The sequence below is a fragment of the Tepidanaerobacter sp. EBM-49 genome (assembly GCF_001896645.1).
GTDB lineage: Bacteria > Bacillota > Thermosediminibacteria > Thermosediminibacterales > Tepidanaerobacteraceae > Tepidanaerobacter > Tepidanaerobacter syntrophicus.
Window position 1 is genome coordinate 68,647 of record NZ_MPPE01000055.1, and the last position, 22,647, is coordinate 91,293.

Below are 22,647 nucleotides of genomic sequence, written 5' to 3' on the forward strand. Positions count from 1 at the left end.
ATCCGGCTGGGAGAGGTGAAAAATTTATGTCTTACCGCATATATTTAGTGGAAGACGACAAAAACTTAAATTTAGTGCTCACTTCATATCTTGAAAAGGAAGGTTGGCAGGTTTCTTCATTCCTAACCGGCAGCGAGGCTGAGGATGCCATAAAGGATCCTCCTGATTTATGGATACTGGATATAATGCTGCCTGATATAGACGGTTATCATCTCCTTCAGGAAATAAAAAAGGCTTCCCCTGCCACCCCCATCATCTTCATTTCTGCAAGAGATGCGGATATCGACAGAGTGGTAGGCCTTGAGCTGGGCAGCGATGATTATCTGGCAAAGCCTTTTCTCCCCAGAGAGCTCGTTATAAGGTGCAGGAATTTGCTGGAGCGGATTTACAGCCCCGGCCTTCAGATTTACAATGTTCCCCCTTATACAATAAATGAGGCAAGCAGAACCGTCAAAACAAACGATGAGACAGTAGATCTGACATCAAAGGAGTTCGACATAACACTGTATTTTATAAAAAACCAGGGAATAGCCCTATCCAGGGAGCAGATACTTGCGGCAGTATGGGGCACTGACTACTTCGGCTCAGACAGAGTGGTAGATGATTTAATAAGGCGGCTTCGGAAAAAACTTCCCTACCTTAATATAGAGACAATTTACGGATACGGTTATAGGCTGGTGAAGTCATGAAAAATCTTCCCCTTTCCCTGCAAATTTGGCTTGTATTTGCGATAATCACCCTTTGCATAACTCTCCTTCTATAATCTTTTATTTTCTTGATATTTCTCACTCATTCTTAGAATTTCACCAGGGTATCAGCGAGCGCTCATAAGGGAATATGGCTGAATATAACATTTCTGTTGATATATGGAAGGTATGCGGTAGCTGAAATAAAGACGCGTTCATCTTCCATATTATGGCACTAGGGAATCCACTTACTCTCAGGGGGCGAAACCTCCCATGTCTCACTGGCTCGTAGCCTAAATTCCTTCGTTCAGCCTTCCCATGAGGTGGACGTCAGCCAAGCTCCTTTGCTGGGTCATGCCCTAACGGTTAAAATTCCTGCTGACTCATCCGGCTCACTGTTATCAAGGTTCAATTCTAATAGAGAATTGGATATTATGATTTATATTGCATTTGCTGAAAGCCTTTTTTAATATCCTTCTTATGATGCTTGAGTCATAACTTCAGGCCTGTGAATATCTTGAAGCATTTTATTTGGATCATATTCTATGTCTTTCGTTATGATGGTATAAAGTATTCTTATGAGTTTTCCACATAAGGCTGTAATTGATTGCATCTTTTTTAAGGGGTTTACCGCCCTAGTGGTATAGTATTTGTGAAGCTGCTTGAATTCTTCGTTTTTTGCTATTAATGGGAGCATTGCTCTAAATAGCAAGGCTCTTAATCGTTTTCTGCCGCGTTTGCTGATTGTAGTTTGCCCTTTATGCTCTCCCGAGCTGTTTTCTCGTAGATTTAATCCCGCTAGTTTTATTATTTGCTTTGGATGGCTGAAGCGGGTTAGGTCCCCTACTTCTGCTATAAATCCTGCTGCTGTGATTATCCCTATACCTTTTATTTTTAGTATCTTGTTTATTCCAGGTATTAGGTTTGCTATTGTTTTTATTTTTGCTTCCGTAGCTTGCTTTGCTTTTAGCTCTGCTTTATATTCTTTGAGGATATATTGTAATTCGTATGTTGCCATTTCAAGGCCTTCTTGTATACCTACTGATTCTTCCGCTGCTTTTAAGAGCGTTTGTGCTCTTTTTATCCCTACACCGCGTTTGACTTGCTCTCTCCAGACTAAAAGTATGTTTTCTGCTCCAAGTTCTAGTATCTGTTTTGGTGTTGGGAATTTTTCCAGGGTTATCAGCGCTGTTTTTCCTTCCCAGTTTTTAAAGACTTGTGCAAATTCTGGAAAGTATATGTCTAGCCATCTTTGTATTTTGTTTTTTATTGCCCATATTTTTTGCAGCTGGGTTTCTCTTATTTCATATGCTTTCCGTATTTCAGCATATATGCCTTTAGGGAAGTATGGTATCAGGTATCTTCCGTCTTTTACAAGCATTGCTATTGTTTTGGGGTCTTTTCGGTCATTTTTGCTGGGTGTGTTGTCATCCAGTTCTTTTGTTTTTTTGACATGGTATGGGTTAACTTGGACCATCTTCATGTTGTTATTGCTTATTTCAGAGGCAAAGGTGAACCAGTAATGGCCTGTAGGTTCCATGCCAACTATGATGTTGTCTTTTCCTGCCTCTATGGCGGTCTTTTTTGCCCATTCCTGGAATTGTTTAAATCCTCTTTTGTCTGTTCTGAAGCTTATTAATTTACCATATTCCATGCCTCTCCAATCAAAGGCTCGGGCGTAATGTTTTTTCTTTGCAATGTCGACTCCAATGATTAATGTGGTTTCTGTTACTTGCGATATTTTGTAGTTTTGTGTATACTTCATGTTGAAGGGCCTCCTGTAAAATTTGATTTGTGGTTTTGCAACTCACATTTCAAATTTTACTTCAAGGCTCTTCTTTTTTCAAAAGTTACTTTATTTCATTACAGGAATGCTCCTTCTGTGTATTTTGCTTCCTGCAACCCTTAGGGAATTTTTCACCAATGAAGTCTACGCAACTATTGAAAGCGCGCAGGGCATGGTCCTTGAGCGCTTTTCCGACGAGACGACAAAGGAAGAGTGGGAGTCCAGCAGAATACTAAACCGGCCGCCTCAAGACGATATACGTACGGTCAATCATTTTATAGTACTGAAGGAAAACTATACCATAATGTCTCCGGGAATATCAAATCCTATAGAACCTTCCGAGATTCCGGAAGGCGCTGTAAAGCATCTTCTGATACTTCCGCCAAGAGAAATACTGGAACAAATAATTAATGAAGCCAAAAGCCAAACCGAGGAAAGCTGCCAATACAGCGGCCAGATAAACAATAGAAGAATATTTTATGTAATCACAAGAGGCAAACTCATGGGCCGGGATGTTTATCTTGTATCATATATGTGGGATACTTATAGAGAAGATCTTGTGAAAACCCTTTTTAAGAAACTTGCAGCTATAATGGGTTTTGCGTTCATCCTAAGCTGGCTGCCGTCACTGGCACTGGCAAGGTATCTTACGAAACCATTGGTTATCTTGGAAAAACGTGTGGAAAGGCTAGCAAATCGAGACTGGCAGGAACCGATAAAACTTGAGCGAAAGGACGAGATAGGCCGTTTAGGGAATTCTGTTGAAAAACTCCGACAGCAGCTGATTTTCCAAGATGAAGCCCAGCAGTCTTTGCTGCAGAATATATCCCATGAGCTTAAGACTCCCGTTATGGTGATTCAAAGCTATATACAGGCCATAAAAGACGGTATATTTCCAAAGGGCGACCTTAACCGAACACTAGAGGTTATCGAGGAGGAAGCCAACAGACTTCAAAAACTTATTCAAAACCTGCTGTACCTTACAAAGCTTGACTATCTTACCACACATAAGCAGACACTAGAAACCTTCCAGCTGGATGAACTTATAAAAGAAGTAGTTGAAAGGCTCCGCTGGCACCGAAAGGCCTTGGATTGGTCGATAAAACTTACCCCCGTCAAAACAAAAGCTGACAAAGAGCAGTGGCGCGTTGCCCTGGAAAATCTTCTTGACAACCAAATTCGCCACGCCAAAAGCAGAATCGACATAGAGCTGGAGCCTAAAGGCGAAAATTCCTTCCTTCTTCATATTTACAACGATGGTCCCAATATCGAACCTGAAATCATGGATGCCCTTTTTCAAAAATACAACAAAGGTTCGAGAGGCAGAACAGGTTTGGGACTTGCCATAGTTCAGCGTATAATAACCCTTCACGGCGGCAATATATATGCCAAAAACGAAGAAGAAGGAGTCTCGTTTTATATTGAAATGTAAAGAGGATAAAATCCTCTTTTTCTTTTACCTGAAAAATTTTTTAAGAAATACTCCAAGGTTCTTGAGTAAGTTACTATAAAAGAATATAATTATGCGTGGTAAGTGAGATGATTTTATAATTTCTTTCATAAAAAACAAAATTAGTTCGTATATCTGAACCATAGTTCGGTTTTTCGGAAATCCCGGCAAAGTAAGATTTACTGCCGGATATGTTAATAAATTTAATAAACATATTCCGAAAAACCGAACTTTTATTTTTATAGCAATCCAGGAAAGACCCCAGATTTAAGCAAATTTTGGCAATCAAAGGATTGGCATTATTATTGCTGTAAATTATTATATTTAGAAGGAGGGCTACATTTTGAATTTTACAAAAATGCATGGATTAGGCAATGACTTTTTAGTTGTAAAAGGCCTGGAGGAAGATATACCGACAATAATAAAAAACGCCAAAAAAATTTGCGACAGACATTTTGGAGTCGGCGCAGATGGCATACTACTGGTGCTGCCGTCAGATGCGGCAGATATAAAAATGAGGATCATAAACAGTGATGGCAGCGAAGCTCCTATGTGCGGGAATGGTGTTAGATGTTTTGCAAGTTTTGTCTATAAAAAAGGAATTGTAGCCAAGAAAAACATGACGGTTGAAACTATAGCCGGTATACAAAGGCCGGAAATAATTATGAAGGATGATATTGTTACTGCTATTAAAGTTGATATAGGAACTTATAGTTTTATAAATCAAGACATTCCGGTAGAAGGAGAGCCGGATAAAGAGGCAAAGAATCTTGAGATTAAAATAGATGAAAATTTATTTGAAGCAACAGGTGTTGATATGGGCAATCCCCACTGCGTAATATTTACGGATGATGTTGAAAAGGTTCCATTGGAAAAATGGGGCCCGAAGATAGAAAACTATCCGCTTTTTCCGCTAAAGACGAATGTAGAGTTTGTTCAGGTAATTTCAAAAGACCATTTGAAAATGCGTGTATGGGAAAGAGGATGCGGCATTACCATGGCTTGCGGCACGGGGGCATGCGCAGTTGCTGCTGCCGCCTTTGAAAAAGGTTTTACGGGAAAACAAGTAAAAGTTACTTTGCCCGGAGGTGACTTATTTATTGAACTTACAGATGATAAAAGAGTGTATATGACGGGACCTGCCCGGGAGGTTTTCGAGGGACGCTTAGAGCTTGAAAAAATTTGCTAAATGACATAGTAAAATAGGAGGAACAAAGATGAAGATATCAGAAAGAATTAAAAAAGTTCCGCCATATATTTCGGCCGAGATTGATAAAAAAGTTGCAGATTTGACAAAAAAAGGAATTGATGTGATAACTTTAGCAATTGGCGATCCGGATATACCTACTCCTGAAAATATAATAAAGGCTATGGAAAGAGAAATTCATAATCCTGCCTACCATCGTTATCCTGCCTATGAAGGTTCTTATGAGTTTCGGTGTGCCGTAGCGCGCTATTATTCTAAAAGATTTGAAGTAGAACTTGACCCTGATACTGAGGTAATGGCTCTTATTGGTTCAAAAGAAGGTATTGTAAATACTGCTTATGCCTTTATAGATGAAGATGACTATGCTCTAATTCCGGATCCCGCATATCCGGTATACAAAACAGCCACGCTTTTTGCCGGCGGCATTCCATATACGATGCCATTACTTAAAGAAAATAAATTTTTGCCTGATTTTACTAAAGTTGATAAAGATATTGCCGAAAAAGCTACAATAATGTTTTTATGCTATCCAAATAATCCAACATCGGCAGTAGCCAACAAAGAATTTTTTGAAGAAGCTATAGAATTTGCCAAGAAATACGATATTGTCATATGCCATGACAGCGCATATGCAGACATAATCTACGAAGATTATAAAGCGCCAAGCATTCTTTCTGCAAAAGGAGCAAAAGAAGTAGCTATCGAGCTGGGCTCTTTATCAAAGCCTTACAGAATGACAGGCTGGAGAATCGGGTATGCCGTAGGAAACAACGACATAATCAAAGCATTGGGAAGAATAAAGACTAATGTAGATTCCGGGCAGTTTACAGCGATCCAAAGCGCCGCAGTTGAGGCACTCTCAGGACCTCAAGACAGCGTGGAGGAATTCCGACGCATACTTACAAAAAGAAGGAACTTTGTATTCAAAGCTTTAAAAGATATGGGCTTTGACGTTGAATTACCCCAGGGAACCTTTTATATTTGGGCGAGCGTGCCTAAAGGGTATACTTCCGCCTCATTCGCAGAGTATTTAGTAGATAAGGCTGCCGTAGTAGTGATTCCGGGTAATGCTTATGGAGAATATGGGGAGGGATTTTTCAGGATTTCCCTTACTACACCGGATGACAGAATAGATGAAGCATTATCCAGAATGAGAAAGCTTAAGTTTTAATATCTGTCTAACTGCCCAGGTGAAGGGATGTGATATAAGGGAACAATTCAAATATTTTATCAACAGGACTTAGAAACGAACCAAAAATTCTCCTTTTAGACGAACCTTCCCTAGGCCTTTCGCCTCTTTACACAAGCGAGGTTTTTAAGACAATACTGCAGGTTAAAGAACAAGGAACGACTATCCTTTTAGCTGAACAAAACGCTAAAAAGGCTTTGGAAATAGCAGATTATGCATATGTCTTAGAGACAGGAAGAATAGTGCTTTCCGGCACCGGAAAGGAACTTTTATCAAACCCTGCAGTACAAGAAGCGTATTTGGGTGTAAAGCATAAAGCTATATAATTAGAAAGAACTACTATTATATAAAAGGAGAAGATGAAATACATGACAGGCTTAAACTTACCTCGCGTTAAACTTTGCCAATTGCCTACGGATTTAGATCCGGCATCTAATCTTTCGAAAAAACTGGGAGACGTGAATATTTATTTTAAAAGAGACGACAACACCGGTCTTGCTATAGGGGGAAACAAAGGCCGCAAGCTGGAATTTTTGTTGGCCGATGCCCTAAAAAAAGAGGCTGATGTAATAATAACCACAGGCAGCATTCAGTCCAACCATACCCGAATGACTTGTGCCGCCTGCAGAAAACTTGGCCTTGATGTAATTTTAATGCTAAAAGGCAAAAAACCTGCTCAATTCCAAGGCAACTTGCTCTTAGAGAAGCTGATGAATGCCGATATGCGGTTTTTTGATGTGTCAAGTTATAATGAAATAGGCATAGAGGCTGATAAGCTAATGGATGAGTTGAGAGCTAAAGGCAAAAAGCCTTATTTTATTCCTGTTGGCGGCTCTGTCGGCCTTGGAGCATGCGGATATGTGGATTGCGCCTTAGAACTTTTTAATCAGGCCGACAGCCAAAACTTAAGAATAGATTATATAGTAAATGCGGTGGGATCCGGAGGAACATCGGCGGGACTTGAAGTAGGAGTGCGCCTTGCGAAAAGGGATGCTAAAGTTGTTGGCATAAGCGTTGACTCAGAAAAAAGCGTGTTTAAGCAAGACATTTCAAGAATTGCCCAAGACTCTATATCTTTATTGGGAGCCGACCTGGAAATTTTGCCTGACGACATAACCGTCTTTGACGAATATATAGGTGAAAGCGGATACGGCAAGCCCAGCCGGCAAGGGGTAGAGGCAATAAAATTCACAGCTGAAACTGAAGGAATAATATTAGATCCGGTATATTCAGGCAAGGCTATGGCCGGCCTTATAGATTTGGTTAAAAAAGGATTTTTTGAAAAAGGGTCAAATATTATTTTTATTCACACCGGCGGAACTCCTGCCTTATTTGATATGCTGGTAGAAAACAGCGACTAATAAAAACATATTTTGACATGCCATGCCAACTCATATATAATTTCAATAGAATAAAAAAAGAGGTGTGGCGCATGTTGTACAAAATCGAAGATGTGGAGAAACTATCGCGAAATGATATACGAAAACTATACTCAGAATATGTAAATCCGGGCCTTGCATCGATGCTCAGCCTTATAAATTTCGATAAAAACTTTGTCAAAGCTGAAGGATGCTATGTTTATGACAGTGACGGCAACAAATATATAGATTTTTTAGGAGCCTATGGCGCATTGAACTTAGGGCATAATCCTGCTGAAATATACGAAGCGCTTGGAAAAGTAAAGGAAAGACCGAATCTTCTTCAAGCTTCCTTAAGCACTTTTGCGGCGGTTTTGGGCCACAATCTTGCTCAAGTTGTTCCTAAAGGTTTAAAACACAGCTTTTTCTGCAACAGCGGTGCGGAAGCTGTTGAAGGCGCACTGAAAGCCGCAAGGGCTGCAAGCGGTAAAACCGGCATCATATCCTGCGAAGGGTCTTTTCACGGCAAGACCTATGGAGCGCTTTCCGCAACAGGCAGAAAGAAATATCAGGAGCCCTTTTTACCGTTGGTTCCCGGTTTTCAAACAGTGCCATACGGTGATGCGAATGCCCTGGAAGAAAAACTAAAGCAAAAAGACATAGCAGCATTTATAGTAGAGCCTATACAGGGAGAAGGCGGAATTATCGTGCCTCCCGAAGGTTATTTGAAGGATGTAAAGGTGCTTTGCGACAAATACGGCGTGCTTCTGATAGCCGATGAGATACAGACAGGCTTTGGCAGGACGGGGACCATGTTTGCCTGTGAAAGAGAAGGGGTTTCGCCTGATATTATGACAGTTGCAAAATCATTGGGAGGAGGAGTAGTTCCTATAGGAGCCTTTATTACCACAGAGGAAGTATGGGAAAAAGCCTTTGGCGGCATGGAAAAATGCCTCCTGCATACATCGACTTTTGGCGGCAATACCATGGCCTGCGCTGCAGGAATAGCATCTATCAACGCAATAATCGAGAAAAACCTGCCTGAGCACGCAAAAGAAGTGGGAGAATATATGCTGGAGGGACTTAAAACCCTAAAAGACCGCTACGGCATAATAAAGGATGTAAGAGGAAGAGGGCTGATGGCAGGTATTGAATTTGAAACACCCGAGAAAGGGATTTTAAGTAAGCTTACGGGAGGCGCTGTCAACAGATTTTACAAAGAGTATACAGGTTCCATGGTGGCCGGAGAGCTTCTTAACACCCACCGCATAATCACAGCATACACTTTAAACAACCCTAATGTCATAAGGCTTGAACCGCCTCTTATTATCGAAAAAGAAGACATCGACTACATGCTGAACTCCCTTGAAGACATATTTTCAAAAAATAGCGGCCTCTTTAAACTCACATTAAGCACCGTAAAAAGAGTCATTCGAAAAAAATAACTAAAAACCGCCTCCAGAATATGGAGGCTTTTGCATTTTGGAATCGTTTTCACATTTCGATATTTGCAGTAAAGTACCATTATGTTATAATAAGGAGACTGAAACCTATCGATTTATATATGATCGATTGCTTTATGAAGTAATGCCACTACATAATAGTTTGGATATGAAAGGTACATTTATTGCAGTTTCCATGGTGCCGGCATGTACCACTGAAGCATTTCACGATGTAATCACCGGACCTGCAGAATGGTTTGCAATCAAACTTGTCAGGAGTTTCCAAGAAGAAGCTGTAAATTCTGCAATGAATGAGAATAGAAAATATCTTAAAGATTTTCAATTTTGCAAGGAGGTGGTGAAGCGGCGGTAGGGGATTTTAAGATTTCACGATTTCAAAAGAGAGATATTAGGTAAAAGCTTTTTGACTATGTAAAATTAGGAGGGGAAAAATTTGAAAGCTCATAATCTAAAAAGAATAATCTGCATACTAATTGCTCTATTTATTTGCATTACAATGGTTGCCGGCTGCGGCACAGGCACAAAAGAGTCAAAACCTGAAACAAGTGAAGCGACAGGCGGAGCAGCTGATGAGAAAGATGGCGGCACTTTAACCATAGCTCTTTCTGCGACTCCTAAAAACCTTGACCCCATAGACTATACAGGAGTTTATGAAGGTAACGTAATAATAAATGTATGTGATACTTTAGTAAAATATGATAAATCCCTGCAGAATATAATACCGGCCATTGCCACTGAATGGTCTGTGTCGGATGACATGAAAACATATACGTTTAAATTAAGAGATGATGTTTACTTCCAAAAAGGCAAATACCAAGACGGCAGAAAAATGACAGCAGAAGATGTCAAATACAGCCTGGAGCGCTCAGCAAAGGAATCTGCAATGAACAGGCTAAGCATGTTAGACCATGTGGATGTAGTGTCTGATACTGAAATCAAAGCAGTTCTAAAGGCTCCTAATGCGGCATTTTTGACAGCACTGACTGATGCCGGAAATACCATTGTGCCGAAAGAAGAAGTGGAAGGCTGGGGAGACCAGTTCGGACTTCATCTTGTAGGAACAGGTCCCTTCAAGCTTGTAGACTTTATAAAAGATGACAGCGTAGTTTTAGAGAGAAATGAAAAGTATTGGGGACAAAAACCCCATCTTGACGGCGTAGTATTCAAGTTCATAAGCGATATCAACATGATGGCAAACGCTCTTAGAACCGGAGAAATAGATGTAGCCACAGATCTTGTAGGCGAAAGCATCAATGTCATAAAACAGAGCGATGATTTGGTCCTGGAAGAAGTACCGGGTCTCGTGGTTTCCTATGTTTACATGAATATGATGCAGGGACCTACAGCAGACAGAAGAGTTAGGGAAGCCATTATAAGCGCTGTTGATATTGACGAAATGGTAAAAGGCATATATACATGGGGCGAAGCCCAGAGAGGTTACCTGCCGCTGCCTCCCGGATCATGGGGATACGATCCTTCCTTAGAATCCTTGATACCGGCCTATAATCCTGAAAAGGCAAAACAGCTTCTTACGGAAGCAGGCTATCCCAATGGTTTTGAAACCGAGATTCATGTAGGCAACAAACCTGCAAGAATGAAAATGAGTACAATCATGCAGAACTACTTAAAGCAAAACTTAAATATCGATATGAAGATTCAGGTATCTGAGTGGGGTACATTCAGCGATATCGCATCAAAGGGCAAGGCACCCCTTTACGGCATGTCTTGGACATGGTATCCGGATCCTTACTTCTTCCTGAACCAGATGTTCCACAGCAGCCAGATAGGCTCTTTAGGCAACGGTCAGGGCTTTAACAATCCTGAAGTTGACAAACTCCTAGACGACGCTGTTACAACAACAGTGGATATAAACGAGCGGGCAGCTCTTTACAAAAAAGCCCTAAAATTAATAGTTGAAGAACTTCCTCAAATAGATTATGCCCATGAAAAAGTCATTTATGGTCTTAACAAGAACGTGCAGGGTTTTGTAGTTTCACCTGACAACCAGATAAATCTTGTAACGAGTGAAATTAACGTTTGGAAGCAAAAATAAGCAATAGTTTTTCGGTGGGAGGTACAAGAATTGCTTAAATACATTTTAAAACGATTGGTAGAAATCCTGCCCACCCTTTTCGTCGTAGCTTTAATCACATTTTTTGTCACAAGGATAATTCCGGGGGACCCGGCATCGGTGATGCTGGGTCCTCAAGCTAGTGTGGAAGCTGTAGAGAAGATGAGGGTGAAGCTGGGTTTAAATGAAAGCATTCCCAAACAATTTTTGATATATATGAACGATATTTTGCACGGAAATTTTGGCACATCTTTTTACTACAATGAGCCTGTAACGCTGCTTATTTTGGAAAGGTTCCCGAATACGGTTATACTGGCTGCGGCAAGTATGATACTTGCGCTGCTGGTGGGCATCCCTATTGGTGTTATTTCCGCCACAAAGCAGTATTCTATTTTTGATTATGTAACGATGGTACTTGCGCTTATTGGCGTTTCAATGCCTATATTTTGGCTCGGCCTTATGATGGTTCTTACTTTCAGTGTCAACCTGGGATGGCTGCCTTCTACAGGAATGGGAAGCATGAGCAAGGGGATAATGGACGTTATAAAGCACTTGATACTGCCCTCAGTGTGTCTTGCCACGATTCCGGCGGCTATGTTTGCCAGGATAACCCGCTCCAGCATGCTAGATATAATCAGGCAGGACTATATTAAGACAGCTAGGGCAAAGGGCCTTCGCGAGTCTGTGGTAATATGGAAGCATGCCTTTAAAAACGCCCTGCCTCCTATAATCACCGTTGTTGGTATAGAGCTTGCATCGCTTTTGTCCGGAGCCATTCTTACAGAGACCATATTCAGCTGGCCCGGCATGGGGAAAATGGTAGTAGATGCCATTGAAAAGCGGGACTACGGTCTTGTTCAGGGGAGCGTGCTTTTTATAGCGCTGATTTATGTTATCACAAATCTTATCGTAGACATCCTCTATGCAGTAGTAAATCCCAGAATCCGCTATACCAAAACTTCAGAACGCGGGGGTGGCGCTTAGATATGGAAATGATTGATGAAAATAAGCTGATGCAGCTGGAACGCAAAGCCAACAGCCCTTGGGCCAGACTCAAGCGCAACAAGACCGCCGTTATAGGAATGGTCATAGTTATTGCAGCTGTGTGCATGGCTATATTTGCTCCGCTGCTTGCACCTTATGATCCCAACGCCATGGATATTAGTAAAACATTTTTAAAACCCGGAACCCCCGGCCATATCCTTGGAACCGACGAGTTTGGCAGAGACCTGCTCAGCAGAATAATATATGGCTCGAGAATATCAATTCTGGTTGCTGCCGGTGCGACTTTGGTAGGCGGCACCATTGGAATAATATTAGGAATAATTGCAGGCTATAAGGAAGGAATATTAGACACTGTCATCATGAGATTTATGGACGGCATGTTCGCATTCCCCTTCGTTCTCCTTTCCATCGTTTTGATGACTGTCCTAGGCCAAGGCCTGGAAAACGTTATCATCGCAATAGGTATTGCGAATGTTCCCGGATATGCCAGAATAGCAAGAGGACAAGTGCTTGTGGTAAAAGGTGAGGAATACTGTCAGGCGGTAAAATCCTTGGGAGCCTCGGACTTTCACCTGATTTTTAACCACATAATTCCTAACATTTTGTCACCGGTCATCGTCTATGCCACGATGAACCTGGCAGGTTCCATTATTTCAGAAGCAACCTTAAGTTTTTTAGGACTGGGGATTCAGCCGCCTACGGCTTCTTGGGGCAATATATTAAGGTCAGGCAGGGACTACTTGCTTACATCTCCCCACATAGCCACATATTCCGGCCTTGCCATATTACTTGCAGTTCTTGGATTTAATCTGTTTGGAGACGGTATCAGAGATGCCTTTGATCCAAAGATGAAATAAACTTTCAACTAGGTGGTGATTTATATGACGCAGCAATTATTAGAAGCCGAAGATTTAAAAGTATATTTTTATACACCCACCGGAATTGTAAAGTCAGTCAATGGCGTTAGCTTTAGCGTAGATCGGGGCAAGACCCTGGGAATCGTAGGGGAATCCGGTTCAGGCAAAAGCGTTACCGTTTCCACTATAATGAAGCTTGTTCCAGCTCCCGGAAAAATTATTTCCGGAAAAATTATCTTCAAGGACAAGGACTTACTTAAGCTTAACGAACGGGAAATGCTTAAAATCCGCGGAAATGAAATTTCCATGATTTTTCAGGACCCAATGACGGCTTTAAATCCGGTATTTACTATTGGCGAGCAAATAATGGAGAGTATTATACTCCACCAAAAATTAGATAAAAAAGCAGCACAAAAAAAGGCCGCCGAAACATTAGAACTTGTAGGCGTGCCTGATGCGGAGCTTAGGCTTAAAAGCTATCCCCATGAATTTTCCGGCGGGATGCGGCAAAGAGCCATGATAGCAATGGCTATAGCTTGCAACCCCAGCCTGCTCATTGCTGATGAGCCTACTACCGCCCTGGATGTGACAGTTCAGGCTCAGGTTCTTGAGCTTTTAAAGGACCTGCAAAAACGGCTTGATATGTCCATCATATTAATAACTCACAATCTGGGTGTGGTATGGGAGATATGTCATGATGTTATGGTAATGTATGCAGGAAATGCTGTTGAGCATACAGACACCAAGACCCTTTACGAAAATCCGCTGCACCCCTACACATGGGGCCTTCTGGATTCTATGCCGAAACTTAGCTACAGCAAAGAAACGCCGCTAAATGCTATAGAAGGAAGCCCTCCTGACCTTCGTCTTGTAGGCAAGGGCTGCAGTTTTGCACCCCGCTGCCCTTACAGACAGCAAATATGCTTTGATGAAACTCCGGTGCTAAAAGAAATCGAAAAAGGCCACAAAGTTAGCTGCCATTTTCAAGATGAAAGCCACCGCCTTTCCCGAAGGAGTGTTGTGCGCAATGGATGACAACATCATACTCGAAGTAAAAGATTTAAAAAAATACTATCCTGTCGAAACAGGCATTTTTGGAGCAGCGCCCGTTTATTTAAAGGCTGTGGACGGCGTATCTTTTAATGTAGAAAAAGGAAAGACTCTCGGCATAATCGGCGAATCCGGATGCGGCAAATCTACTGTGGCAAAGCTTTTAATGAATTTGGAAAGGCCTACGGCAGGCTCCATAAAATTTAAAGGGCGGGATACTGCAAACTTTAACGAATCTGAAATGAAAAAACTTCGCAAAAACATGCAGATGGTATTCCAAGACCCTTATTCCTCCCTGGATCCGAAAAAAACCGCAGGCTATATCATTCAGGAGCCTTTAATAATCCACAATGTGGGAACAAGGGCTCAGCAGGAACAGCGGGTTAAGGAACTTTTAAAGATGGTAGGTCTTGACTACTACCATGCCAACCGCTATCCCCATGAATTTTCCGGCGGCCAAAGGCAGAGGATAAACATAGCCAGAGCCATTGCTCTCAATCCTGAAATAGTCATATGCGACGAGCCTGTATCAGCACTGGATGTATCTATTCAAGCCCAGGTTATAAATCTTTTAAAACGGCTTCAGGAAGAGCTGGGTCTTGCATATATTTTCATATCTCACGATTTAAGTGTGGTAAAATACTTAAGTGACAAACTTGCAATTATGTACTTAGGAAAAATCGTAGAAACAGGCAAATCTGACGATATTTACAAAAATCCAATGCACCCCTATACAAAGGCTCTGTTTTCGGCGATACCGCCGGAAAGTCCTTTGGAGGAAAAAGAAAAAATGATTTTGGAAGGCGATGTGCCAAGCCCGTTAAAACCGCCGACAGGGTGCAAATTCCACACCAGATGCCCCTATGCTATGGAAAAATGTTCCAAAGAAGAACCATCTCTAAAGCAAATTGGAGACGGCCAGCAAGTTTCCTGCCACTTGTATTAGTGAAAAGAAAGCAATTTCAATTATCAAAGGAGAATATTTCAATGGACATTTCGCAGATAAAGACAGACTTATGGAAACAGATTGATGCTCGAGAAGACGAACTTATAAAGCTGTGCTCGGATTTGATATCAATAAACAGCGAAAATCCCCCGGGGCATATGGAAGAGATTACGAATTTTATCACTTCTTATCTGGAAAAGAATAATATAGAATTTAAAATTGTAAAGCCCTCACCGGAAACCCCCAACATCATTGCAGAAATCGGAAAAAAAGAGGGCAGAACCCTTCTTCTTAACGGCCACTCTGACGTAGTGCCGGTGGGAGACCTTGATAAATGGGATTTCGACCCGTTTTCCGGAAAAGTTGCGGACGGGAAGATACTGGGAAGAGGAGCCTCAGACATGAAAGCGGGATTGGGCGGCCTGCTGTTTGCGATGACTCTTATTCAAGAAAACAATATCGACCTTAAAGGCAGTGCGGTCCTTACCGTAGTTCCCGACGAAGAAGTAAGCGGCAAGATGGGGACAAAGTGGCTCCTTGATAATGATGTAGTAACCGGCGATGCCTGTATTGTGGCAGAACCCTCCGGCTACAATAACATCGAGATAGGTCAGAAAGGGAGCGTATGGGTGACACTAAAAGCCAAAGGCAAGTCGGCCCATGGAAGCCTTGCACCGTATGCAGGCGATAACGCCATAGAAAAAATAATTAAAATCTGTGACGAACTAAAAACACTTCGCCAAGTAGAGGCCGATTATCCCCCTGAAATCGCCGATGTAATAGCAGAATCCAAGGCTATAGCAAGAGAAGAACTTAAGATTGCCGGAGTTGAAAACATAATAGACCATATTACCGTAAACTTAGGCAAGATTTCCGGAGGAATAAAGGCAAATATGGTCCCTGATTATGCAGAAGCCCAGGTAGACTTAAGACTACCTGTGGGAATAAAAGCCTCTATAGTAGAAGACAAAATAAAAGAAGCGATAGAAAAACATTCACTTTCCGGCATAACCTATGAATGCGACTGGAAGGCCGAAGCCAACTACACAGATGCAAGAAGCGAAATAGTGGAGATTGTAGCCCAAAACGCCGAAAAAATATTAGGCACAAAGGTTACCCGCACATATCAGTGGGCGTCCAGCGATGCTAGGTACTACAGACTAAAAGGCATACCCACCCTGCAGTTTGGCCCTGCAAACACAGAAGGCATTCACGCATACAACGAGACAGTAGATGTAAAAGATGTGATAAATGCGGCTAAGGTTTATGTAGGAAGCATAATAGATTATTTGAACCTATGAAAAGCGAAAAGCCCCAAATATGTTTGAATATTTATTTTGCTCAGCACCTTTATATCTGTTATAATTAAAGCAAGAATATTTCCAAGACAGAAAAGAAAGGGGCTGAAAATATGTTTTTAGATATACTGATGTTGTTTTTTATAATTTCAGCGCTGCAGCCTATGCTGACTCAAGCAGCACTGAGAATGTCCCGCCAAAGGCTTATAGCGCGCCTTGAGGAGAAAAACAAGTCAAGGGTTATTACTCTTATCCACAGACAAGAAACCATGAGTATTCTGGGTTTCCCCGTAATGCGCTACATCGACATAAATGATTCCGAAAGGGTAATCCGAGCTATTCAGGCAACTGATGATAATACCCCGATAGATATGATTTTACACACTCCCGGCGGAGTAGCACTGGCGGCCCTTCAGATAGCCAGAGCCTTAAAGCTTCACAAGGGAAAGGTTACAGTATATGTGCCGCACTATGCGATGTCAGGAGGAACTCTTATCGCTCTTGCGGCAGACGAAATAGTGATGGGTAAAAATGCTATGTTAGGACCGGTGGATCCTCAATTGGGGCAGTATCCGGCACCTTCTATTGTAAGCGTGCTGAAACAAAAACCAATAGCAAATATAAGCGATGAAACAATTATAATGGCAGATGTTGCACGAAAAGCAATAAACCAGCTGAGAAACAGCATTATCAACCTGCTTCCGGACGAGCACCCTATGGACGAAAAAGAAAGTCTTGCAGATATTTTGACACAGGGTATTTGGACTCATGATTTTCCTATTAATGTAGATGTGGCAAAGGGCTTAGGATTAAATGTCAGCACAGATATGCCGCAAGAAGTATTTGAGCTAATGAACCTATTCCCGCAGCCGACCCAGTACACGCCTTCAGTTGAATATGGTTCAACCGAACGCAGATCACAACCCAGACGGCCGCACTGAATACAAAAAACGGAGGTTTGCAAATGAATATAGCTCTTATAGCACATGATGCAAAAAAAGAGAGAATGATCGAGTTTGCAATAGCTTATCAAGACATTCTAAACGACCACACCCTTTTTGCAACCGGAACCACAGGCAAGAAGATAATGGAAGCCACGGGCTTACAAGTAAATCGCGTCCAGTCAGGGCCGTTAGGCGGAGATCAGCAGATAGGCGGCATGGTAGCAAGTGAAAAGATTGACATGGTAATCTTTTTAAGAGACCCCTTAACCGCTCAGCCCCACGAACCTGATATAAATGCACTTATGAGAGTATGCGATGTTCACAACGTGCCCCTCGCAACAAACATTGCCACCGCAGAAATTCTTATAAAAGGCCTCATGAGAGGAGATCTGGACTGGAGGAAAGTGGTTAACCCCACATGAGAAGAGGACAAGAGAGGGAGAAGGAGGGAGAACACAGAGGGACGGTTCTTTTGTGTTGTCAGACAACACAAAAGAACCGTCCCTCTGTGTTCTGTTCTGCTGTTGACTGAGTTAGCTAGTCTCTGTGTTCTGTGTGTTCTATGCGTATTATACCTTTACTCCAAGGTTTAAGATCTCGTCTACATTTACAACTTCTCCGGGTTTTACTCCGGCGATTATCTTGCGGCTGAGCGGTGTCTCGATTTCTTGCTGAATCAGTCTCTTTAGAGGCCGTGCGCCATACAGCGGATCGAAGCCTTTCTTGGCCAAGTATTTTATGGTTTTATCTGACCAGGTAAGTTCGATGCCTGCCGTTTCTTTTACTTGTTTTGCAAAATTGCTGAGCAAAAGTTCTGATATCTTTTCTACATGCTCCGGTTCTAGCGGATGGAACACTATTATCTCATCAACACGGTTTATGAATTCAGGCTTGAAGTAGAGTCTCAAGAGACCCATAACCTTTTCTTTTATTTCTGCAAAGTTCTTGTTACCGGAAGCCTGGAATTCGAGGATTTCCTGACTGCCGATGTTAGATGTCATTATAAGCACTGTGTTTCTAAAATCAACTGTCCGGCCTTTACCGTCGGTAAGCCTTCCGTCGTCGAGGATTTGCAGCAGCACGTTGAACACATCGCTGTGGGCTTTTTCTATTTCATCAAAAAGTATTACTGAATACGGATGGGTGCGAACTGCTTCGGTAAGCTGTCCGCCTTCCTCGTAGCCTACATATCCCGGAGGAGCGCCGATAAGCCTTGAGACTGAGTGCTTTTCCATATACTCGGACATATCGATTCTGATAATATTTCGCTCATCATCGAACAAGGCTTCTGCCAGTGCTTTTGCAAGTTCGGTCTTGCCCACGCCTGTGGGGCCTAAGAATATGAAGCTTCCTATAGGCCGTCTCGGATCCTTTATACCGGCTCTTGCACGGATAATAGCATCTGCAACAGCTTTAACAGCCTCATCCTGCCCTACAACCCTGCGGTGCAGAATTTCTTCCAGATGCAGAAGTTTCTCCTTTTCACCCTGCAGAAGTTTATCCACCGGAATCCCCGTCCACTGGCTTACAACTCTTGCTATTTCTTCTTCATCTACTTCTTCTTTCAAAAGGCCTCCGCCTTTTTCTCTTCTTTCCTTTATAGCTTCTTCTTCGGCTCTAAGCTGTCTTTCCAGTTCGTTTAATTTGCCGAATTTCAATTCTGCGACTTTATTTAAATCGTACTCTCGCTCGGCTTTCTCGATTTCCAGTTTTACTTTCTCGATTTCTGATTTTATCTTGTGAATTCTTTCGATTTCTTCTTTTTCTTTTTGCCAGATTTCGGTTAATCTGTCAAACTCTTTCTGAAGTTCCTGCATCTCTTCCTGTATTTTTTCAAGTCTCTTTAAAGATGCCTCGTCTTTTTCCTTTTTAAGAGCCGCTTCTTCTATTTGAAGTTGGATGATTTTCCTCTTTATTTCGTCAAGCTCCACCGGCATGCTGTCTATTTCTGTGCGCAGTCTTGCGGCAGCTTCATCTATCAAGTCTATGGCTTTATCCGGCAGGAACCTGTCGGTTATATATCTGTCGGAAAGCACTGCGGCAGCTACTATGGCGCTGTCTTTTATTCTAACGCCATGATATACCTCATATCTTTCTTTAAGGCCGCGGAGTATTGATATGGTCTCTTCCACAGAGGGAGGATTAACCATAACAGGCTGGAACCTGCGCTCTAATGCTGCGTCTTTTTCGATATACTTTCTGTATTCGTCAATAGTGGTTGCACCGATAACTCTCAGCTGGCCTCGAGCCAGCAGCGGCTTTAAGATATTTCCCGCATCCAGGGCACCTTCGGCAGCTCCTGCCCCAACCACTGTGTGCAGCTCATCTATAAACAGTATTATCTGACCGTTTGAATCTTGGACTTCTTTTAATACCGCCTTTAGTCTTTCTTCAAATTCTCCTCTGTATTTTGCGCCTGCAATAAGGGAGCCCATATCCAGTGCGATTATCTTTTTGTCTTTAAGGCCTTCCGGCACGTCGCCTGCCACAATTCGCCGGGCAAGCCCTTCTACAATAGCGGTCTTACCTACACCGGCTTCGCCTATGAGAACAGGATTGTTCTTGGTGCGCCGGGACAGTATTTCGATAACCCGTCTTATCTCGTCATCTCTTCCTATAACCGGATCCAGTTTGCCTTCCTGAGCAAGCTGTGTAAGGTCTCTACCGTATTTTTCCAGGGCATTGTAAGTAGCCTCCGGATTTTCGCTTGTAACCTGCTGACCGCCCCGAACCTTTTTCAAGCCCGAAAGTATATTTACCCTGTCAAGTCCTGCCTTTCGAAGGGCGTCTTTTACATCAGCATCTCCTTCTTCCAGCAGCGCTAGCAGCAAGTGCTCCACGCTTACATACTCGTCTTTCATATTCTGCGCTTCTTTTTCTGCCCGCACGAACACTCTTGCAAGATTAGTGCTCATGGTCAGCGGGCCGTCGTAGCCGTGAACCACCGGTATTTTCTTTATAAGGTCCTCGGCAAGTGATTTTACTTGATTTATATTGGCGCCGGCTTTTTCTATAATCTTAGGGACAATTCCGTCTTTCTGAAATACAAGGGCATAAAGCAAATGCTTTGAGTTTAGCTCTTGGTGATGATGCTCTACTGCAAGATTTTGAGCATCCATTATAGCCTCTTGCGACTTTTGGGTGTATTTACTAAGATCCATAATAACCGCCACCGTCCTTTCTTCTAAATATTACTACAATCATTCTACTACAAAGGTCAGAGAAAGTCAATAATTTTCTCTGACCAAGTCTTTTCACCGAAAAGGTGGAATTCCTGCAAAAGTTTCGTTTAAAAATTCCTCTACTGCATTTCTTGTTTCAGTGCATATACACTCATAAATAATTTCGGCCGGCCTTTCCTTAGACGTCATCACACTGTCGCGCTCTGGAATATCGCGTTTTAAAAAAATTCTTTCCACAATTCTGGCGTTCTTTAGGTATTCTTTCATTGTTTCACAGGTAATCGGTACTTTGAGTTTTACGCCATTGTAAAAGCTTACTATACATTTTCTGTTTTTTGCTTCATTTACCTCTTTAATTTGGAAAAAATTCAGATACCCCAGTGCTCCATCGTTTTTACCCAGGGGTTTTTCCCTAAATTTTACCGGTATCAGCAGTGTTTTTGGCGTTAGAGGAATTGGAACCTGAAGTTTTTTGTTTAATACTTTACCACAATTTTTTCTTGCTGCCACAAGGTCTACGTTACGGCAGTGGGCAAGGGTTTTTAAAACTGTTTTGCAGGTCTTTCTGATTACTATTTTTTCACCATCTCCGGCAATAAATATTGTAACGTTTCCTCTGTCATAAATCGGCAGCAATGCTGCAACCTTACGTTGTATAATGTCCTTTGCATCCAATTAGCTCCCTCCATTATGAAAGTCTTTTGTTCGAAAAATTTTGTAAAAGGAAACAAATCCATTATATGTGAACTTCGGCTCAAATGTCAAGTCAAAATACCATAATTTCCGGGGCCCAGCCAAAATCTATCGCCGGGACACCTAGTTGCAGCCCCTTTTACATCCTTATGCCGAAGGATGCAAGACTCGGGAATCTGATATATTTTTATAAGGTGGGCCAGCAGCGCCCGAAGAGAGGATATCTGTGCTGATGTAGGCGCCTTGTGCCCCTTCCTGCCATCTGGATTGTCCACGGAATCAAAATTGCCGGTAAGGGCTATGCCGATAGACTTAAAGTTCATACCTAGGGCTGTACAGTGAGCTCCACGCACAAAATCCGGCCTGCCTTTTTCCACATCGCCTGCTGCCCTTATCAGGTAGTGATACCCAATACTTACCATAACTCCGGCCTGCGTCTTTTTAAAACCCCTTTTTACATACTCTTTTACTAAGCCGGCAGGGGATGATACCTCTACCCCAAAACCTCTTGCCCTGTGATATCCGTCTATTGTAAGGGCAGATGAGTCAAAACCTGCTGTGTGATGTATAACTATGAATCTTGGATAAATTCTTTCCAAATCAAAACACTTCCTTTCTCTAATTTTTCATCCCTTCGATTACTTTAGCAAGCTCATATATGCTCAAGGTAAGGCTTTCGATCTTAGCTTCCACTCTAACCAAAAGGTATATGGAAATCGCAATGGGGAAACCCACATTTGCCACTTGAGCTACTATTTCATCCATAAAAATCCTCCTTCCTGTAAAGGCCTATAAAGGTGTGGCCGGATACTGTTTCGTACCCGGCCAAAGCCTTAAAATTAACCTATAAGGTCAATAACTTCTTTTTGGATGAGGCGGGCCCCTACCGCTTCAACCAAGTCGCCGCCGGTAGTCTCAAAGATGTTTTTCTCCAAGATACTGTCCATCAGTGACTGAACCTGGTCGGCCGTAAGGTCGTCTTTAGGATCCTGCATTGACATTCTGGCATTTTTGCCTGCTTGGTTCTTGAAAATAAGTTCCAGGCTTTTATCCATGTTTATACCTCCCTTCTAAATTTTTTTAATCTTTCTACTCAGTAACTTCTGTAAGTTCGCTTTCCACAGTTCTGCGGATTGCGTGCACCGGATGTTCTTGGATGTCTGCAAGTTGGCTTGCGATGCTCATCACATCCTCGTCAGCGGCGCCGGTCTTTAGATTGTTGAAAGACCTGTTTTTGAAAATAAACTTGCCGTTTTCGTCTTTGCCTGTGGTTACAACGATGCGAAGACTTGAATTAAGTGGTGTTGAAATAACCGCCATGTCTGTCACCTCCTTTTGCCATCGCCCTGGGGCGTGTTTGTGACTTAATTATACGGGCTAAAGAGAAAAAAGGAAAAAGCCCACCTAGCTCAGGTCGGCAGCCCACCTGGCCCAGGTCGTCTAAAAATAGAGCAAAATACAG

At 42.3% G+C, this 22,647-nt stretch carries 22 protein-coding genes and 1 pseudogene; 16 read left to right on the forward strand and 7 right to left on the reverse strand.

Annotation, left to right across the window (positions count from 1 at the left end; translation table 11 throughout):
- Nucleotides 1-26: 26 nt before the first annotated feature.
- On the forward strand, nt 27-689 hold the full coding sequence (locus tag BUE08_RS10050) for a response regulator transcription factor (protein WP_059031651.1): 663 nt from the start codon (nt 27-29) through the stop codon (nt 687-689).
- 475 nt (nt 690-1,164) lie between these two features.
- On the opposite strand, the gene BUE08_RS10055 is transcribed toward BUE08_RS10050, so the two are convergent.
- Nucleotides 1,165-2,451, reverse strand: coding sequence for an IS110 family RNA-guided transposase (locus BUE08_RS10055; protein WP_286680863.1), 1,287 nt, complete (start codon nt 2,449-2,451; stop codon nt 1,165-1,167).
- Nucleotides 2,452-2,644: 193 nt separating this feature from the next.
- On the opposite strand from BUE08_RS10055, the gene BUE08_RS10060 reads away from it, so the two are divergent.
- From BUE08_RS10060 to mgsA, 15 genes and pseudogenes are all read left to right on the forward strand, one after another.
- Nucleotides 2,645-3,904 carry a sensor histidine kinase gene (locus BUE08_RS10060; protein WP_286680864.1) on the forward strand — a complete coding sequence of 420 codons (1,260 nt, stop codon included), beginning with the start codon at nt 2,645-2,647 and terminating at the stop codon, nt 3,902-3,904.
- 361 nt (nt 3,905-4,265) lie between these two features.
- On the forward strand, nt 4,266-5,111 hold the full coding sequence (gene dapF / locus BUE08_RS10065) for a diaminopimelate epimerase (protein ID WP_286680865.1): 846 nt from the start codon (nt 4,266-4,268) through the stop codon (nt 5,109-5,111).
- A 28-nt stretch (nt 5,112-5,139) separates the two neighbouring features.
- On the forward strand, nt 5,140-6,300 hold the full coding sequence (locus BUE08_RS10070; RefSeq protein ID WP_286680866.1) for an LL-diaminopimelate aminotransferase: 1,161 nt from the start codon (nt 5,140-5,142) through the stop codon (nt 6,298-6,300).
- Between the two features lie 38 nt (nt 6,301-6,338).
- Nucleotides 6,339-6,644 (forward strand): annotated as a pseudogene (locus BUE08_RS10975) (ABC transporter ATP-binding protein C-terminal domain-containing protein); the annotation flags it as partial.
- 33 nt (nt 6,645-6,677) lie between these two features.
- On the forward strand, nt 6,678-7,679 hold the full coding sequence (locus tag BUE08_RS10080; protein ID WP_286680867.1) for a D-cysteine desulfhydrase family protein: 1,002 nt from the start codon (nt 6,678-6,680) through the stop codon (nt 7,677-7,679).
- A 71-nt stretch (nt 7,680-7,750) separates the two neighbouring features.
- The gene (locus tag BUE08_RS10085) at nt 7,751-9,121 is read left to right on the forward strand and encodes an aspartate aminotransferase family protein (protein ID WP_286680868.1); all 1,371 of its coding nucleotides are present in this window, start codon (nt 7,751-7,753) and stop codon (nt 9,119-9,121) included.
- 37 nt (nt 9,122-9,158) lie between these two features.
- Entirely contained in the window at nt 9,159-9,491 is a 333-nt protein-coding gene (locus tag BUE08_RS10090) for a hypothetical protein (RefSeq protein WP_286680869.1), read from the forward strand.
- Nucleotides 9,492-9,635: 144 nt separating this feature from the next.
- Nucleotides 9,636-11,192, forward strand: a complete 1,557-nt coding sequence (locus tag BUE08_RS10095; protein WP_502689445.1) for an ABC transporter substrate-binding protein — start codon at nt 9,636-9,638, stop codon at nt 11,190-11,192.
- Nucleotides 11,193-11,222: 30 nt separating this feature from the next.
- The gene (locus BUE08_RS10100) at nt 11,223-12,194 is read left to right on the forward strand and encodes an ABC transporter permease (RefSeq protein ID WP_213950730.1); all 972 of its coding nucleotides are present in this window, start codon (nt 11,223-11,225) and stop codon (nt 12,192-12,194) included.
- A gap of 2 nt (nt 12,195-12,196) precedes the next feature.
- Nucleotides 12,197-13,072, forward strand: a complete 876-nt coding sequence (locus tag BUE08_RS10105; protein WP_059031644.1) for an ABC transporter permease — start codon at nt 12,197-12,199, stop codon at nt 13,070-13,072.
- Nucleotides 13,073-13,096: 24 nt separating this feature from the next.
- A complete protein-coding gene (locus tag BUE08_RS10110) occupies nt 13,097-14,107 on the forward strand; it encodes an ABC transporter ATP-binding protein (protein ID WP_059031643.1) in 1,011 nt (336 codons plus the stop codon).
- A complete protein-coding gene (locus BUE08_RS10115; RefSeq protein WP_213950733.1) occupies nt 14,100-15,068 on the forward strand; it encodes an ABC transporter ATP-binding protein in 969 nt (322 codons plus the stop codon). Before BUE08_RS10110 ends, BUE08_RS10115 begins: the two co-directional genes overlap by 8 nt.
- Before the next feature lie 41 nt (nt 15,069-15,109).
- Nucleotides 15,110-16,369 (forward strand): M20 family metallopeptidase, encoded by a 1,260-nt coding sequence (locus tag BUE08_RS10120; RefSeq protein ID WP_286680871.1) that lies wholly within the window; start codon nt 15,110-15,112, stop codon nt 16,367-16,369.
- 110 nt (nt 16,370-16,479) lie between these two features.
- Entirely contained in the window at nt 16,480-17,307 is an 828-nt protein-coding gene (locus BUE08_RS10125) for an SDH family Clp fold serine proteinase (protein ID WP_213996419.1), read from the forward strand.
- 23 nt (nt 17,308-17,330) lie between these two features.
- On the forward strand, nt 17,331-17,732 hold the full coding sequence (gene mgsA / locus BUE08_RS10130) for a methylglyoxal synthase (protein WP_213950760.1): 402 nt from the start codon (nt 17,331-17,333) through the stop codon (nt 17,730-17,732).
- Between the two features lie 147 nt (nt 17,733-17,879).
- Here the strand turns inward: mgsA and clpB are convergent, their stop codons facing one another.
- The 6 genes from clpB to BUE08_RS10160 form a co-directional block, all read right to left on the reverse strand.
- The gene (gene clpB / locus BUE08_RS10135) at nt 17,880-20,471 is read right to left on the reverse strand and encodes an ATP-dependent chaperone ClpB (protein ID WP_286680872.1); all 2,592 of its coding nucleotides are present in this window, start codon (nt 20,469-20,471) and stop codon (nt 17,880-17,882) included.
- Between the two features lie 93 nt (nt 20,472-20,564).
- Complete coding sequence (locus BUE08_RS10140) at nt 20,565-21,167, reverse strand: competence protein ComK (RefSeq protein WP_059031636.1); 603 nt, start codon at nt 21,165-21,167, stop codon at nt 20,565-20,567.
- Between the two features lie 86 nt (nt 21,168-21,253).
- Nucleotides 21,254-21,784 carry a peptidoglycan recognition protein family protein gene (locus BUE08_RS10145; protein ID WP_059031635.1) on the reverse strand — a complete coding sequence of 177 codons (531 nt, stop codon included), beginning with the start codon at nt 21,782-21,784 and terminating at the stop codon, nt 21,254-21,256.
- Between the two features lie 19 nt (nt 21,785-21,803).
- On the reverse strand, nt 21,804-21,950 hold the full coding sequence (locus BUE08_RS10150) for a YvrJ family protein (protein WP_083497619.1): 147 nt from the start codon (nt 21,948-21,950) through the stop codon (nt 21,804-21,806).
- 74 nt (nt 21,951-22,024) lie between these two features.
- The gene (locus BUE08_RS10155) at nt 22,025-22,240 is read right to left on the reverse strand and encodes a DUF2922 domain-containing protein (protein WP_059031634.1); all 216 of its coding nucleotides are present in this window, start codon (nt 22,238-22,240) and stop codon (nt 22,025-22,027) included.
- A 34-nt stretch (nt 22,241-22,274) separates the two neighbouring features.
- The gene (locus tag BUE08_RS10160) at nt 22,275-22,505 is read right to left on the reverse strand and encodes a DUF1659 domain-containing protein (protein WP_059031633.1); all 231 of its coding nucleotides are present in this window, start codon (nt 22,503-22,505) and stop codon (nt 22,275-22,277) included.
- Nucleotides 22,506-22,647: the final 142 nt, after the last annotated feature.